We start from the raw sequence: 15,093 nt of genomic DNA on the forward strand, positions 1-15,093 counted from the left end.
TATCACCGATATTTGTACCGCCTTTTCGCCTTTCGCGGGAAGGCAATAAATATGCAGCATTAGGCTGCTGATCAAATCATTAAAACAACAAAGATGTCATCAGTAGAGACAACCTATGTTCCTTACAAAGTTAAGGACATTTCACTGGCGGAATGGGGCCGCAAAGAAATCGAACTGGCAGAAGCAGAAATGCCCGGCCTGATGTCCCTTCGTAAAGAGTTCGGACCTTCAAAACCCCTTCAGGGCGCACGCATTGCGGGCTGTCTGCACATGACCATTCAGACCGCGGTGCTGATCGAGACACTCGTAGAGCTTGGCGCGGAAGTAACCTGGTCATCATGCAATATCTTTTCTACGCAGGACCACGCTGCCGCTGCGATTGCCGCCGCCGGCATCTCAGTTTACGCATGGAAAGGCTTGAATGCTGAAGAATTTGACTGGTGCATCGAGCAGACACTTCATTTCGGTGAAGACCGCAAACCGTTGAACATGATACTTGACGATGGTGGCGACCTGACCAACATGGTGTTTGACCAGTATCCTGAACTGATTGCCGGTATCAAAGGGCTTTCTGAAGAAACAACAACCGGTGTTCACCGCCTGTATGAGCGCATGAAAAACGGAACTTTGCATCTTCCTGCAATCAATGTAAATGATTCGGTTACCAAATCTAAATTCGACAATAAATACGGCTGCCGTGAATCGCTTGTAGACGCCATCCGTCGTGCAACAGATATTATGCTGGCTGGTAAAGTTGCGGTTGTAGCAGGATACGGTGATGTAGGTAAAGGTTCTGCAGAATCGCTCAGTTCTCAGGGCGTACGTGTTATTGTTACTGAGATTGACCCGATCTGCGCCCTTCAGGCTGCAATGGAAGGTTACGAAGTGAAAAAATTTGCTACAGCGGTTAAAGAAGCTGATATCATCGTTACAACGACCGGCAACTGTGACATTGTGCGCGGCGAACACTTCAAAGTTATGAAAGACAAGGCTATCGTTTGTAATATCGGTCACTTCGATAACGAGATTGACGTTGCCTGGTTGAACGATAATTACGGAAGCACAAAAGTAGAGATCAAACCTCAGGTAGATAAATACACGATCGACGGGAAAGACATTATCCTTCTTGCAGAAGGCCGTCTTGTAAATCTTGGCTGTGCCACCGGTCACCCCAGCTTTGTAATGAGTAACTCATTCACAAACCAGACACTTGCACAACTTGAGTTGTGGACGAACAGTGGTGCTTATGAAAATAAGGTCTACACATTACCAAAACACCTGGATGAGAAGGTAGCGCGTTTGCACCTCGAAAAAATCGGTGTAGAGCTTGATGTTCTTGATCAGCATCAGGCTGATTACATCGGCGTTGCGGTAGAGGGACCTTACAAACCGGAAGCGTACCGCTATTAATAAACTTAAAACAATAAGCCGCCATGCCATCCGCAGGGCGGCTTTTTTATTTTGCGCCATTATAGATCAGTATGAAGTTCCGCTTCAACATCGTGTACTGCTGTATTGCGGCACTGCTTTTTCTTACAGAGGTGCTGATCGCGGTCTATATCAACGACGCTTTCATTCGACCGTATGCCGGCGATTTCCTGGTTGTGATTTTGATTTATGCATTCATTCGCACATTTGTAAATCTTCCGGCACTGCCACTGGCAACAGGTGTGTTTCTTTTCGCATGTGCAATTGAAGCAGCCCAATACTTCAATTTCTCAGAAAGACTCGGCGCTGATCGTTATCCGCTGATTGAGGTTGCTCTGGGTACCTTTTTTAGCTGGAACGATGTAATTGCCTATGCACTTGGTTCATTATGTATCGTGCTGAGCGAGCGGCTTATCGGAAGAATCTGTCTGCGCGGGTAGGGCTAGTGGAAAATCGAAAAACCCGCCGCAACGACAAAACATAGTTCGACTCCTGCAAAGTTGGTAACTTTAGTAAAGTTACCAACTTTAAGTTAAGTTTTTAACTGAAAGTGAAAATAAAATTTGCCGTGAAATTCCATATAAACACGACCAAGGTAGCCAGAAATTTGGCGAAGTAAAACGGAAGTTTGAATCTTGATTGGTGAAACAGATACAGGAAACCTGTATTCAGTGCCAGCCCGATCAGGCTGATTAATACAAATTTGGCAAATTCCCCCTCCCAGTGGATATTGTGACTTTGAAAAGTCCAGACCCTGTTCAGCATGAAATTACTAATCACCGCCAGGGAAAAACCTGTACAATTTGCCAGGTATTTATTTGCTTTCAACCGGTCTTTTAATAGCCAGGTGGTGCCAAAATCAATCAGCAATCCGGAGAAGCCTACCAGCCCAAATTTGAGAATCTTGTAAAACAGTTGCTCCATTTAACGCGTAATCTTTAACAACACAAACGTCTCCAACGTACCGGGCCTGGTTGAAGCATTTAAAAACTTTGGTTTCAGTCGGGTAATGTGATACCTCTCAAAGGTCTGCAACGGCACCGCAGCAAAACGTTCTTCGAGTTCCTGAGCAGCCGCCTGATCAGCGTAAACAATCAGCGGACCATTCTGTAACATCCCATCAAGTGCTTCGGGTGTCTCAGCACGCGCAACAAGCCCGGGATGATAAAACTCAAAAGCATAGGCATTCATCAATTGCCTGTAAATAACCGGCCGACCCTTCAAGCCCTTTGCGGCACTCCACTTTGCAGCCTGCATTCCTGCCTGGTATTTTAACAGCGCCGGATAAAAAAAGAAATTGACAAACACCAGGAACAAAAGCGAAAAGCTTACAGCCGACCACACCAAACTGCTTTGCCTTGGTTCTCTTCCTTTCCAACACATCAGGATGATCGCGAGTGCGGTCAGAACATAAAAAATTCCCGCATTTGGTACTTTGAAAAAGAAAATGATGACTGCCAGTAAAACTGATGCCAGCAAACATATGCTGATTTGAACGGCTCGCCAGATCAAAAGCCCTTTATAATTTAATTGACCAAGATATGCAGCAGTAAGAATTGCAAACTGGGGAAAAACAAGTATGATGTAATGCGGCAACTGAAACTTCGAAAACGAGAAGATCAGGAAGGTAAGTCCGGCGACAATAAAAATGACCGAGCTGCGCGACATGCCCTGCTTAACCCGCAGCAGAAAATAGCCTGCAGCAGTAAAGAGCAATAATGACCAGGGCAGAAATGCCCAGAGGCTGGTATGTATAAAAAATGAGATATCGCCCTTTCCTTTGATCGGACCGCTGTTAAAAAAGCGGCCAAACTGACTATCCCAAAAAAAGAAGCGGATGCCCGATACGCCGGTTTTGCCAAAAACTACTTTTTCAGGATGCAGATCGAACTGCCGGTAAAGACACCATAGTTCAGGTCCGATGAATATAAAGATCAGTGCAATTGCCAGCCACCAGCGTAGTTTGAGTATCATACGCCAATGGCCAGAAAACAGCCAGTACAGAATAAATCCGCCAAAAAGCGGCATAAGTACAAATATGCCTTTTGTCATGACCGCCAGGGCCGCCATAAATGAACCGGCTATAATATGTGTCAGCCATCTGCCTTCCTGAGCATGATAGTAATGATACAAAGCGGCCAGGCAAAAGGTAGTCAGGTAGACCTCGGCCCGGACATCAAAATTACATAAGATAAGATGCAGGGCAGAAAAATAAATCAGTGCAGCAAGTAATGCTGTCTGCCTGTTGTAAAGCCCGGCAGTTAGCTTGTAAAGGTAGCCAAGGCCCAGCAAACCGACCAGAAACGATGGCAATTTATAAGAAAACGCGTTGATACCAAATACTTTGAATGAGGCAGCTGCAAGCCAGAATGGCAAATGCGGCTTATCCAGCCAGTCGCCGCCATTGCCATAAAGGTTTATCCAATCGTTACGGAGCACGATGTTTTTTGCAATTGAGGCATAAAGCGCTGCATCAGGCTCCATAACCGGACCGGCAATCCCCGCCGCGCCCAGCAGAATCAGCAGTCCGAGCAAATACAACATTACTTTTTCAGAAGGCATAGCAAGAATTTGATCGGCCAAAAATCAGCATAATTTTAACGGAACAGAAATTAATGTACGCAAAGCTATATAACCGCTCATTTTTGTAACTTTAGCGGCATCATGAACAAAGAAAAGCTCATTTTCTGGTTCAAGAGGGTCGGCATTGCCGGTTTTCTTTTTTTTCTGATCAAAGGCCTGATCTGGCTCGTCGTTATCTATTACCTCGGAAGCAAAATTTAAGGCCCCTACTCTGGCATATGACTACGAAACTCTCCGTTAACATCAATAAAATCGCTACCCTGCGAAACAGCCGTGGAGGCAACAACCCCGATCTTGTAAAAGTCGCGTTAGACTGCGAAACATTCGGTGCACAAGGTATCACCGTGCACCCGCGTCCTGACGAGCGCCATATCCGCTATCAGGATGTTTACGATCTGAAAGCAGCAATCTCAACCGAATTCAACATTGAAGGCAATTGCCGTGAAAAGAAATTTGTAGACCTGGTCTTAGCCAATAAGCCTGCCCAGGTAACGCTGGTACCCGATGCCGAAGGACAAATTACCTCCAACCACGGCTGGGATACTAGTAAACACGGCGACTACCTCCGGGAAATGGTCGATGTGTTTAAGAAAGCTGGAATCCGCGTCTCAATTTTCGTAGATCCTGTGGTTGAAATGATACAGGGTGCTGCTGAAACTGGTACAGACCGCATCGAGCTGTATACCGAGGCGTACGCACATAACTACTACGTATCAAGAGAGAAAGCTGTTCTGCCTTATGCGGCTGCCGCACGCCGGGCGCACGAACTGGGCCTTGGCCTGAACGCAGGGCATGACCTTGATCTCCATAACCTGCGCTTCTTTGCGCAACAGGTGCCCGGTCTGCTTGAGGTATCGATCGGCCATGCATTGATCTGTGATTCCCTGTATCTTGGTCTGGAAAATACGATTCAGCAATATTTGCATCAGCTGCACGAAAGCCAACATTAGTCATATTCAAAGCTGGCCCGATGCTTGCCGTCGTGTTACGAATGCTGCCGGAACAGGCTTTCAGATTTTTTAACACACGTACAAGAATTATTTTATAAACGAAACTATGAGAAAACTGCTCTTTTTGTTTTGCCTGCTGGCCCTGTTTGCTGCAACCGGCTGCGCAGATAAAGCTGTAATCAGCGAAAGCGATGCGGCAGATGCCGTTACTGATTACCTGGCTCGAAATCCGGAATATGAGACGAGCAGGTTTGACTATGGCGAGATGAAGTTCAGCTCAAAGAAAGAGCGGGAAATGCTTAAAATCTATCAGGATCTCGCAGCCGGCGGACTGGTCGAGCTTAAGCCACTTGAGCAAAAGAAAAAGTTTTTGAGCAAAGACAGCGCCTACACGTATCTGGTAAGCCTGACTGACGAGGCCCGGCCACTTGTTATGGAGCAGGCGCGCGACCGCGCAACCGTACGGGTTTTTCAATACCAGCTCGCCGATGACAAACCTGTCAGTTTTAAAAATGTGAGCAGCAGCCGTGCCGAAGTTACACTTTCATTAAAAAAGGTTCCAACGCCGTTTGCACCGATTGCAGACAGCAAAGCCCTCAACAGCACTTTCGTAAATAAGACCTATAAGCTCCGCTTTAGCAAGGATAATGGCTGGTCGGTAAAAAAATGACCTTTTACCATTAAAAACCATTCGTTTATCTAAGCCGCAGACATCAAAAAAAATGTCTGAAATGCCTACCTTTGCGCAAATTTATTGCAATCATGGGCTTGAATATCCAATACAGGGAAGCATTTGAAAATAGGCACATCGCGCCGAACGAGGAACAGACAGCAGAGATGCTGAATGTGATTGGGGTAGAATCGGTTGATACACTGATCGATCAGACCATCCCGGAGAAGATCCGGCTAAAAAATCAGCTGAATTTACCGGCGGCAAAATCAGAAACCGCCTATCTTTCCGGCCTTAAACAAACATCCCTACTTAATAAGGTATTTAAAACCTTTATTGGTCAGGGCTATTATGACACACACACACCTGGTGTTATCCTCAGAAATGTGATGGAAAACCCGGGCTGGTATACACAATATACGCCCTACCAGGCAGAAATTGCCCAGGGAAGGTTGCAGGCGCTGCTGAACTTTCAAACCATGGTTATCGACCTGACAGGTATGGAAATTGCAAACGCCTCACTTCTCGACGAAGGAACAGCCGCTGCTGAAGCCATGTTTATGCAGTATAGCCTTCGCAAAAATCAGCAGGCAAACAAGTTTTTTGTTTCCGATCTCGTTTTCCCTCAAACGATCGACATCTTGAAAACCCGCGCGAATCCGTATGGAATTGAGCTTGTTTTTGGTGACCACCAGACGTTCGAACCTACAGCAGAGTTTTTTGGCGCCGCCATTCAATATCCTGCCGGTAACGGTGAGGTTTTTGATTACTCAGATTTTGCATCACAGCTTCATGCGCAAAATATTAAGCTTACTGTTATCGCAGACCTGCTTAGCCTCACGCTTCTAACCCCTCCAGGTGAATGGGGTGCAGACATCGTAGTCGGCACGTCGCAGCGCTTTGGTATTCCTATGGGCTTTGGCGGGCCGCACGCTGCTTACTTTGCTACAAAAGAAGAATATAAGCGCTCGATTCCGGGACGCATTATCGGCGTTACGATAGACAGCAATAATGACTATGCACTGCGCATGGCCTTGCAAACGCGCGAACAACACATTCGCCGCGATAAAGCCACATCTAACATTTGTACCGCCCAGGCGCTTCTGGCTATTATGGCAGGCTTTTATGCTGCCTACCATGGCCCGGCAGGCTTGAAAGCCATTGCTGAGCGTACACATGGCCTGGCCATCTCTCTCGCCGAAACCCTGACTAAACTTGGCTATAGGCAACTCAATCCTGTTTATTTTGATACGATCCGCTTTGACCTTGGCGACCTTGCGGGCCCCATCCACAAAGAGTGTCTTGATAATGAGATCAACCTGAACTATCAGGGATCTGTCGTTACCATTTCTTTTGATGAAACATCGCTCTTCGAGGATGTAAAGACGCTCGCCCGTATCTTCGGAAAAGTAAAAGCGGTCGCTTCTGACCAGGTTGAGGTCGTTACAGAGGTAGAAACGATTATTCCTGCAAATTTGCAGCGTGAGTCGGCTTACCTGACACACCCGGTTTTCAACTCTTATCATTCAGAGCATGAAATGCTGCGTTACATCAAGTCGCTTGAGGCAAAAGATCTTTCTTTGTGCCACTCAATGATCGCGCTTGGCTCATGTACCATGAAACTGAACGCAACTGCAGAAATGATTCCGGTTACCTGGTCGCACTTTGGCAGAATCCACCCCTTTGCGCCGTCAGATCAGGTTCTTGGTTACTATAATGTATTTAACGAACTGAACGCCTGGCTGAGTGAGATTACTGGTTTCGCAGCAATGAGTCTGCAGCCAAATGCCGGTGCGCAGGGAGAATATGCCGGTTTGATGGTTATCCGGGCCTACCACCAGGACCGCGGCAACCACCACCGCAATGTGGCGCTCATTCCGGCTTCGGCGCATGGCACCAACCCCGCCTCAGCTGCAATGGCCGGAATGAAGATCGTTGTCGTTAAGTCGATGGAAAACGGAAACATTGACGTTGAAGACCTCAAAGCCAAAGCAGAGCAATATAAAAACGAACTATCGTGCCTCATGGTCACCTATCCGTCGACGCACGGGGTATTCGAAGAGAGCATCATCGACATCTGCAACATCATCCATGAAAACGGTGGTCAGGTTTATATGGACGGTGCCAACATGAATGCGCAGGTTGGACTAACCAGCCCGGCAAACATCGGTGCAGACGTATGTCACCTGAACCTGCATAAAACATTTTGTATTCCTCACGGCGGCGGCGGCCCCGGCATGGGACCAATCGGCGTAGCAAAACACCTGGTTCCTTACCTGCCTGGTCATGCCGTTATTGACATCAACCAGGAAAAATCGATTCCGGCAGTCTCTTCGGCACCATGGGGATCAGCTTCTATCCTGATCATTTCACACGCCTACATCGCCATGATGGGAGCCGAAGGCCTTACCAACGCTACCAGGTACGCCATTTTAAATGCCAATTACATGAAGGCCCGCCTGGAGAAACATTATCCGGTTCTATATTCGGGTGCAAACGGCCGTTGCGCGCATGAAATGATCCTCGATTGCCGTTCCTTCAAAAATGCAGGAATCGAAGTTACAGATATTGCGAAAAGGCTTATGGATTACGGATTCCATGCCCCAACGGTTTCCTTCCCGGTTGCCGGCACGCTGATGGTAGAACCTACAGAAAGCGAACCGAAACACGAGCTTGATCGTTTCTGCGATGCGCTGATTGCCATCAGGAATGAAATCGCTGATGTTGAAGCTGGAAAGGCAGACGCAAAAGACAATGCGCTGAAAAATGCACCGCATACCCAGGCTGTGATTACGGCCGATGACTGGAACCATACGTATAGCAGGCAGTCGGCGGCATTCCCGCTGGCTTACGTGGCTTCACGTAAGTTCTGGCCTTCCGTTGGCCGTGTTAACGATAGTTATGGCGACAGGTCGCTCGTGTGTGCCTGCCCACCACTAGAAAGTTATATTGAAGAATCGGTTGCTTAGACCCACCCGTTCACTGAAGCCTGGTTGCACGTTGCAGCCAGGCTTTTTTTGTTACCGCCCCGCCCCGCAGGTAATCATAAAAATACCTTTAAAGAAAAATTAAAATTCCATGGCAGAAATACGCTGTTTTTTTCTGTACTTCGCTGCATTGGTCTAAATAAAGATAAAATGAAATCAACAATCAGTACAGTTCTCATGCTGGCATTCATCGCAGTGATGACAGCCTTCAAGCCGGCGCCCGTAGTTTACAAAGTAGACACACAAAAATCGACCCTTACCTGGATCGGTAAGAAGGTAAGCGGATCTCATAATGGCACAATTGCTCTTCAGTCCGGCTCCCTGAACTTCAACGGTAAAAAGCTAAACGGCGGTAATTTCACCATCGACATGGCCAGCATCAAAGATGCAGACAAAAGCGCCCGTCTGGAAGGCCACCTGAAAGCCGATGACTTCTTTGGTTCGGCAAAATACCCAACCTCTACCTTTGTGATAAAAAAAGTGAGCGATGCAGGAGCAGGCAAAGTAAACGTAAACGGCGATCTGACCATCAAAGGCAAAACCAACAGCATCAGCTTCCCGGCTACAATTGCCTGGGGTAGCGACGGATCGGTTACTGCAACCGCAGATAAAGTGATTGTTGACCGTACGAAATATGACATCAAATATGGTTCAAAGTCATTTTTCTCAGATCTGGGCGATAAATTTATTTACGACGAATTCGAGCTTGCAGTGAAATTGGTTGCAAAAAAATAACTAGATTTATAAATGAGCAAAGCCAGTAAGATTTTGCTGGCTTTTTTTATTTGCTTTTCTTTGCAACAAGCTTGATACACCGCAATTGTGTCAGCGCTGTTTTGCATTTTAGAGCTTTCTTGTTTAAACACACATACGCAATGGCCCGGTCAAAAATTAACCTTCTTGTAATTGATGACGATGACATCAACATTTTTATCATCAAAAAAATTGTTGAAAAAACAGGCTACGACGTAGACATGGTGTCGCAGGCCAATGGAAAACTGGCCATTGATTATCTTCAGGAAACGTTAGGTTCTGATCGGCCCTTTCCTGATCTCATACTCATCGATATCAATATGCCTGTGCTGAATGGCTGGGAGTTTATAGAAGCTTACGAAAAGCTGAATATTGATAAAAATCCAGACATGTACCTGCTGTCGTCTTCAGTGTATGAAAATGACATCGAAAAAGCGAAAACCTATTCAATTGTAAACGGATTTATTTCGAAACCCCTGGCCATTGACCGGCTGAAAGAGCTTTTCGACGCGCTGGAAGAGTAAACGGCCATCCTGCCTGCGTAATCAGCTGATTCTGAACGCCCCCTCAGACAACGATACATATCCCGTAGCCTTTGATTTACCGTGGTAGAACAGGCATTGCCAGTTCTCAGCGGCAGCCTTCCGGCCAAATTCCTCCCTCAGTTCCATAGCCCTGCGCCCGTCAAAATCATATTTGGCAATGAACTTTCGCTGCAGCTCTTCCGGTTCAGGTAAAACATCACCACCAAAAAAGACATACTCACCGCCATCTTCAAACAGAAACACCTGGTGATGAGGCGTATGTGCGCCGGTATGTTCGTAGGTAATACCCGGTGCCAGCGTTCCTGACCCCTCAATTATCGTGAGGTGCGCATTCCGCTGCAGGTATTCAAAAATGTCAACATGGTAAGAGGAGGATTTACCGGCGAAAGCGTTTTCCCACTCTCCCCGCTGCACAACGTATTCTGCATGCGGAAAACTCAGGTTTGTCTGGCCGTTCAGGTTGTGAATCATGCCCCCCGAGTGGTCGAAATGCAGGTGAGACATCAATACCATATCCACATCTTCCGGGTCAAACCCCGCGTTCCGGATATTCTGATGAAGGATCATCTCGCCCTGATCATTGCTATAACCCAGACCGGTATCACAAAGCAGCAGGTTATTTGAAGTTTTTATCAAAAAAGGCTGCACATGGATAAACAATGATGCAGGTCTGTCTTTCGGGTTATCCTTTTGAGGATCAAACGGAATGAACTTCTTGGTAGCATCGACAGAGTATGAACCTTCGTATAATGTGAAAACCTGCACAGAAATATGGGTTATTAAAAAAATGTATATTTACGATTCTTCAAGACAAAGATATGGAAAAAAGATGGGTGCCTGTGCCGGAATGTTCGGAAGACCAGGTCGGGAAACTGGCCCTTGAGCTTGGCATTGACCAGACCCTTTCCCGTATACTTGTACAACGCGGCATCTGCACATTTGACGCTGCGCGCGATTTTTTCCGCCCGCAGATCAGTCACCTGCATGATCCGTTTCTGATGAAGGATATGGATCTTGCCGTTGAGCGGATTACGCGGGCTATCTCCGCAGGCGAACGGATCATGGTTTTCGGCGACTATGATGTAGACGGCACAACCTCGGTAACGGTTGTGTATAGTTTTCTTGCCGAGCTTACACAGCAGGTCGAATACTATATTCCAGACCGGTATGCCGAGGGGTATGGTGTTTCTTTAAAGGGCATTGACACAGCTGCGCAGCATGGCGTAGGACTGATCATTGCGCTTGATTGCGGCATCAAGTCTGTTGCTGAAGTTGCATATGCAAAAACATTGGGTATTGATTTCATTGTTTGCGACCACCACCTGCCGGGTCCGGTGCTTCCTGATGCAGTGGCGCTGCTTGATCCGAAACGTGGAGACTGCAATTATCCTTTCGATGAACTTTGCGGATGCGGTATAGGCTTCAAACTTACCCAGGCGCTCAGCCGCAGACTTGGCCTTGGAGAGGAGTTACCGCTGAAATACCTCGATCTGGTCATGGTAGCTGTTGCCTCAGACATCGTTCCGGTAGTTGGCGAGAACCGGATACTTGCCTACCACGGCCTGAAAAAGCTAAACGAAAATCCTTCACGCGGTTTGTATGCTTTGATGGAGGTAGCCGGTAAAACATCGGGCTATAACCTGACGGATGTTGTATTCTCTATCGGCCCGCGAATTAATGCGGCCGGGCGCATGGACCATGCCAGTCATGCCGTTGAGATGCTCCTTTCGTCTGAAAACGGCTTTGCACAAAGCCAAAGCCTGCTTATCAACGACAAAAATGCTGCCCGCAAAAATTTCGATCAGGACATTACCCGCGAAGCGCTTGCGCAGATCGAAGGCAGCGAACTTATGCTCAGGCAAAAGAGCACGGTCGTTTATAGCGACGGCTGGCACAAAGGTGTGATCGGCATCGTGGCTTCACGCCTGACTGAAAAATACTATCGACCTACAATTGTTCTTACATCGGCGAATGGCCATGTTGCCGGGTCAGCGCGTTCGGTTGCCGGGTTCGACCTGTATGAAGCCCTTCAGGGCTGCGCCCATCTGCTCGATCAGTTTGGCGGGCACCGCTTTGCGGCAGGCCTGACCATGCGTGCCGAAAACATAGAAGCCTTCAGAGAAAAATTTGAGGAGGTTGTTGCCGCCAGTATCAGCGAAGAATCGCTTACACCAGCCATACCGATCGATGCCGAACTCAGGTTTGATCAGATTACCGGAAAGTTTACCCGGATCCTGGCACAAATGGGCCCTTTCGGTCCACACAATATGGCGCCTGTTTTTGTTAGTACAGGTGTTACCGCAGCGTTTCAACCATCGCTTGTGGGGGCCAATCACCTCAGAATGTCCGTAAAACAGGAAAATTCGCTTATTTTTGAAGCCATTGCCTTCGGGCAGGCAGAGTTGTTGCCACAGGTAAGCAATGGCATTCCGTTTTCAATCTGTTATACCATAGAAGAAAATTCCTGGAAAGATAAAAAACGGCTGCAACTCAATATTAAGGCTATCAGGCCGCAGAACGGATAACACCAAATGATATTAAGAGCTGAAAACCTCGTAAAGAAATATAAACAGAGAACGGTCGTAAATAACGTATCATTCAATGTAAGCCAGGGAGAGATTGTGGGGCTGCTCGGACCTAACGGAGCCGGCAAGACGACATCATTCTATATGATTGTGGGGCTGATCAAACCGAATGAGGGCACCATCTACCTTGAAGATGAAGATATCACAACCGATCCCATGTACCGCCGCGCGCAGAAAGGCATCGGTTACCTTGCACAGGAAGCTTCCGTATTCAGGAAACTGACGGTAGAGGACAACATCCTGGCCATTCTCGAGATGAGCGGAATGAGTAAAGAAGAACAATCTGAAAAGCTTGAAGAGCTGATTAATGAATTTAGTCTTCATAAAGTGCGAAAAAACCGCGGCGACCTGCTGTCTGGCGGGGAACGCCGGCGTACCGAAATCGCACGCGCACTTGCTGCAAATCCAAACTTTATCCTCCTCGACGAACCTTTCGCGGGTGTCGACCCCATCGCTGTTGAAGAAATTCAGTCTATCGTAGCAAAACTTAAACACAAAAACATCGGCATCCTGATTACCGACCACAATGTCCAGGAAACCCTGTCTATTACTGATCGCGCCTACCTGCTTTTTGAAGGAAAAATACTTGAAGCAGGTACACCAGAGGTACTAGCGGCCAATGAAATGGTGAAAAAGGTATACCTCGGCTCGAACTTTGTGTTGCGGAGAAAAAAATTCTAACCTATGGCTATTGTTAATTCGATCTTCGCATGGATCATGAAAAAGCGAATCCACCAGATTGAGCTTTTCACAAAATATCCGCATGAAGTTCAGGAAGAATGGTTTCTCAACCTTATTTCAAGTGCCGAAAATACCGAATGGGGTAAAAAATACGACTACAAAACCATACTTACCCCCGACCAATACCGGGAGCGCGTTCCGCTGCAAAACTATGACACCCTAAAGCCCTATATTGAACGGATGCTTCAGGGCGAGCAGAACATCCTGTGGCCTTCCGAAATCCGGTGGTTTGCAAAATCTTCAGGGACCACGAGTGACCGCAGCAAGTTTATCCCGGTTTCGCAGGAATCGCTCGAGGAGTGCCACTTCAAAGGCGGCAAAGATCTGATTTCCATTTTTTGCAATAACCGGCCAAATACGCAGATTTTTACCGGCAAATGTCTTGTCCTCGGCGGAAGCCACCAAATAAATCAGCTCAATACAGACTCATTTTATGGTGACCTTTCGGCCGTTTTGATAAAAAACCTCCCCGTCTGGGCCGAATTCCTTCGCACGCCTGATATGTCTATCGCTCTGATGGACAATTATGAGCAGAAAATGGATAAAATGGCCGAAGCGACGATCCAAGAAAATGTAACCAACATTTCAGGCGTACCTACCTGGACCATTGTGCTTGCAAAAAAGGTATTAGAAATAACCGGCAAGCGTAATCTGCTTGAGGTATGGCCAAACCTTGAGCTGTATTTCCATGGCGCGGTGAATTTTGCGCCTTACCGTGAACAGTTTAAGCAGCTAATACCATCAGCAGACATGTATTACCTGGAAACCTACAATGCCTCTGAAGGTTTTTTTGGTATTCAGGACCAGTCGAACTCAGACGAGATGTTGCTGATGCTTGATTATGGTATCTTCTACGAATTCATTCCGCTTGACCGTCTGGAAGACGAGCAGCCAGAGACACTCCTGCTCAATGAAGTGGAGCTGAATAAAAACTATGCGATCGTAATTACGACCAACGGTGGATTATGGCGTTATATGATCGGTGATACGATCCACTTCACCTCACTGTCGCCATACCGGATCAAGATCTCAGGGCGGACCAAACATTTCATCAACGCTTTTGGTGAAGAAGTGATTATTGACAATGCCGAAAAGGCGCTCATTAAGGCTTGCGGTGCAACCGGGGCCATTGTGCGCGACTATACGGCCTGCCCTATTTATTTCAAGGGTAACGATGCAGGTGGTCACGAATGGATCATTGAATTTGAGAAACAGCCCGACGAATTTGAGCGCTTTATCGACGTGCTGGATGATACATTGCGCGAGGTAAATTCAGACTATGACGCCAAACGTTTCAAAGACATGGCACTGCGGCGGCCTACCGTACATAATGCACCTGAAAACACTTTTTACAACTGGCTTAAAGCATGCGGCAAACTCGGCGGACAGCATAAAGTACCCCGGCTGGCCAACGAACGTAAATACGTGGATGAGATCCTGAAACAGATCAGTGAAGGTTGATGCTTGCTGAAATTTAGATTTGAGATGTGAGAGATGAGTCCTGAGACAGGGCGCCTGTCCCCTCAACCTGACGAACGAGTGAAGCATGATCTCAGATCAGCTGCTGCGCTACGCTTTGGAGGCAGCCGTTTGTATCACTCTGAGAAGCGTCAGCGCCTGGTCCTGCCCCGTTACTCATCAATTCAGGTTTCATTCGCAACTCTTTTCCTCTTAATCCTTCTTCTACCACAATAAGGTCTTGATTGGAGTTTCCTGCTTATTCTTTCTTCTTTAATCTAATTGGGGGGCTCAGGTTAGCCCATACCCGAAAAGAGGCAACTTTATAAAAAACCTAACATCAATACGTCCCTAATAACCTTCAACTTATCCTTTCCGTGTCGTATCTTTAGT

13 protein-coding genes are annotated in these 15,093 nt (G+C 47.1%); 10 read left to right on the top strand and 3 right to left on the bottom strand.

Going from position 1 to position 15,093, the window contains the following annotated elements; genetic code table 11:
* Positions 1-93: 93 nt before the first annotated feature.
* Positions 94-1,410 carry an adenosylhomocysteinase gene (gene ahcY / locus EJV45_RS18790; RefSeq protein WP_129718188.1) on the top strand — a complete coding sequence of 439 codons (1,317 nt, stop codon included), beginning with the start codon at positions 94-96 and terminating at the stop codon, positions 1,408-1,410.
* Between the two features lie 71 nt (positions 1,411-1,481).
* Complete coding sequence (locus tag EJV45_RS18795; protein WP_129718190.1) at positions 1,482-1,868, top strand: DUF2809 domain-containing protein; 387 nt, start codon at positions 1,482-1,484, stop codon at positions 1,866-1,868.
* Positions 1,869-1,968: 100 nt separating this feature from the next.
* On the opposite strand, the gene EJV45_RS18800 is transcribed toward EJV45_RS18795, so the two are convergent.
* Positions 1,969-2,352: a GtrA family protein gene (locus EJV45_RS18800; RefSeq protein ID WP_129718192.1), complete on the bottom strand. Its 384-nt coding sequence runs from the start codon at positions 2,350-2,352 to the stop codon at positions 1,969-1,971.
* The gene (locus EJV45_RS18805) at positions 2,353-3,990 is read right to left on the bottom strand and encodes a glycosyltransferase family 39 protein (protein ID WP_129718194.1); all 1,638 of its coding nucleotides are present in this window, start codon (positions 3,988-3,990) and stop codon (positions 2,353-2,355) included.
* Positions 3,991-4,229: 239 nt separating this feature from the next.
* Here EJV45_RS18805 and EJV45_RS18810 point away from each other — a divergent pair, with 239 nt between their 5' ends.
* The 5 genes from EJV45_RS18810 to EJV45_RS18830 all read left to right on the top strand — a co-directional run bounded on the left by EJV45_RS18810 (position 4,230) and on the right by EJV45_RS18830 (position 9,895).
* Positions 4,230-4,961: a pyridoxine 5'-phosphate synthase gene (locus EJV45_RS18810; protein ID WP_129718196.1), complete on the top strand. Its 732-nt coding sequence runs from the start codon at positions 4,230-4,232 to the stop codon at positions 4,959-4,961.
* Positions 4,962-5,067: 106 nt separating this feature from the next.
* Positions 5,068-5,631, top strand: coding sequence for a hypothetical protein (locus EJV45_RS18815; RefSeq protein ID WP_129718198.1), 564 nt, complete (start codon positions 5,068-5,070; stop codon positions 5,629-5,631).
* A 92-nt stretch (positions 5,632-5,723) separates the two neighbouring features.
* Positions 5,724-8,600, top strand: coding sequence for an aminomethyl-transferring glycine dehydrogenase (gene gcvP / locus EJV45_RS18820; RefSeq protein WP_129718200.1), 2,877 nt, complete (start codon positions 5,724-5,726; stop codon positions 8,598-8,600).
* A 168-nt stretch (positions 8,601-8,768) separates the two neighbouring features.
* Complete coding sequence (locus tag EJV45_RS18825) at positions 8,769-9,353, top strand: YceI family protein (protein ID WP_129718202.1); 585 nt, start codon at positions 8,769-8,771, stop codon at positions 9,351-9,353.
* A gap of 140 nt (positions 9,354-9,493) precedes the next feature.
* Positions 9,494-9,895 (top strand): response regulator, encoded by a 402-nt coding sequence (locus EJV45_RS18830; RefSeq protein ID WP_129718204.1) that lies wholly within the window; start codon positions 9,494-9,496, stop codon positions 9,893-9,895.
* 21 nt (positions 9,896-9,916) lie between these two features.
* On the opposite strand, the gene EJV45_RS18835 is transcribed toward EJV45_RS18830, so the two are convergent.
* Positions 9,917-10,681 (bottom strand): MBL fold metallo-hydrolase, encoded by a 765-nt coding sequence (locus EJV45_RS18835; RefSeq protein ID WP_129718206.1) that lies wholly within the window; start codon positions 10,679-10,681, stop codon positions 9,917-9,919.
* Positions 10,682-10,734: 53 nt separating this feature from the next.
* On the opposite strand from EJV45_RS18835, the gene recJ reads away from it, so the two are divergent.
* From recJ to EJV45_RS18850, 3 genes are read left to right on the top strand one after another with little or no spacing between them, the layout of a single operon-like run.
* Complete coding sequence (recJ, locus tag EJV45_RS18840) at positions 10,735-12,441, top strand: single-stranded-DNA-specific exonuclease RecJ (protein WP_129718208.1); 1,707 nt, start codon at positions 10,735-10,737, stop codon at positions 12,439-12,441.
* Between the two features lie 6 nt (positions 12,442-12,447).
* Positions 12,448-13,182 (top strand): LPS export ABC transporter ATP-binding protein, encoded by a 735-nt coding sequence (gene lptB, locus EJV45_RS18845; protein ID WP_129718210.1) that lies wholly within the window; start codon positions 12,448-12,450, stop codon positions 13,180-13,182.
* Between the two features lie 3 nt (positions 13,183-13,185).
* Positions 13,186-14,703 (top strand): GH3 auxin-responsive promoter family protein, encoded by a 1,518-nt coding sequence (locus EJV45_RS18850; protein WP_129718212.1) that lies wholly within the window; start codon positions 13,186-13,188, stop codon positions 14,701-14,703.
* Positions 14,704-15,093 lie beyond the last annotated feature (390 nt).

It is taken from the genome of Pedobacter sp. SYP-B3415, from assembly GCF_004138205.1.
Taxonomy (GTDB): domain Bacteria; phylum Bacteroidota; class Bacteroidia; order Sphingobacteriales; family Sphingobacteriaceae; genus Pedobacter.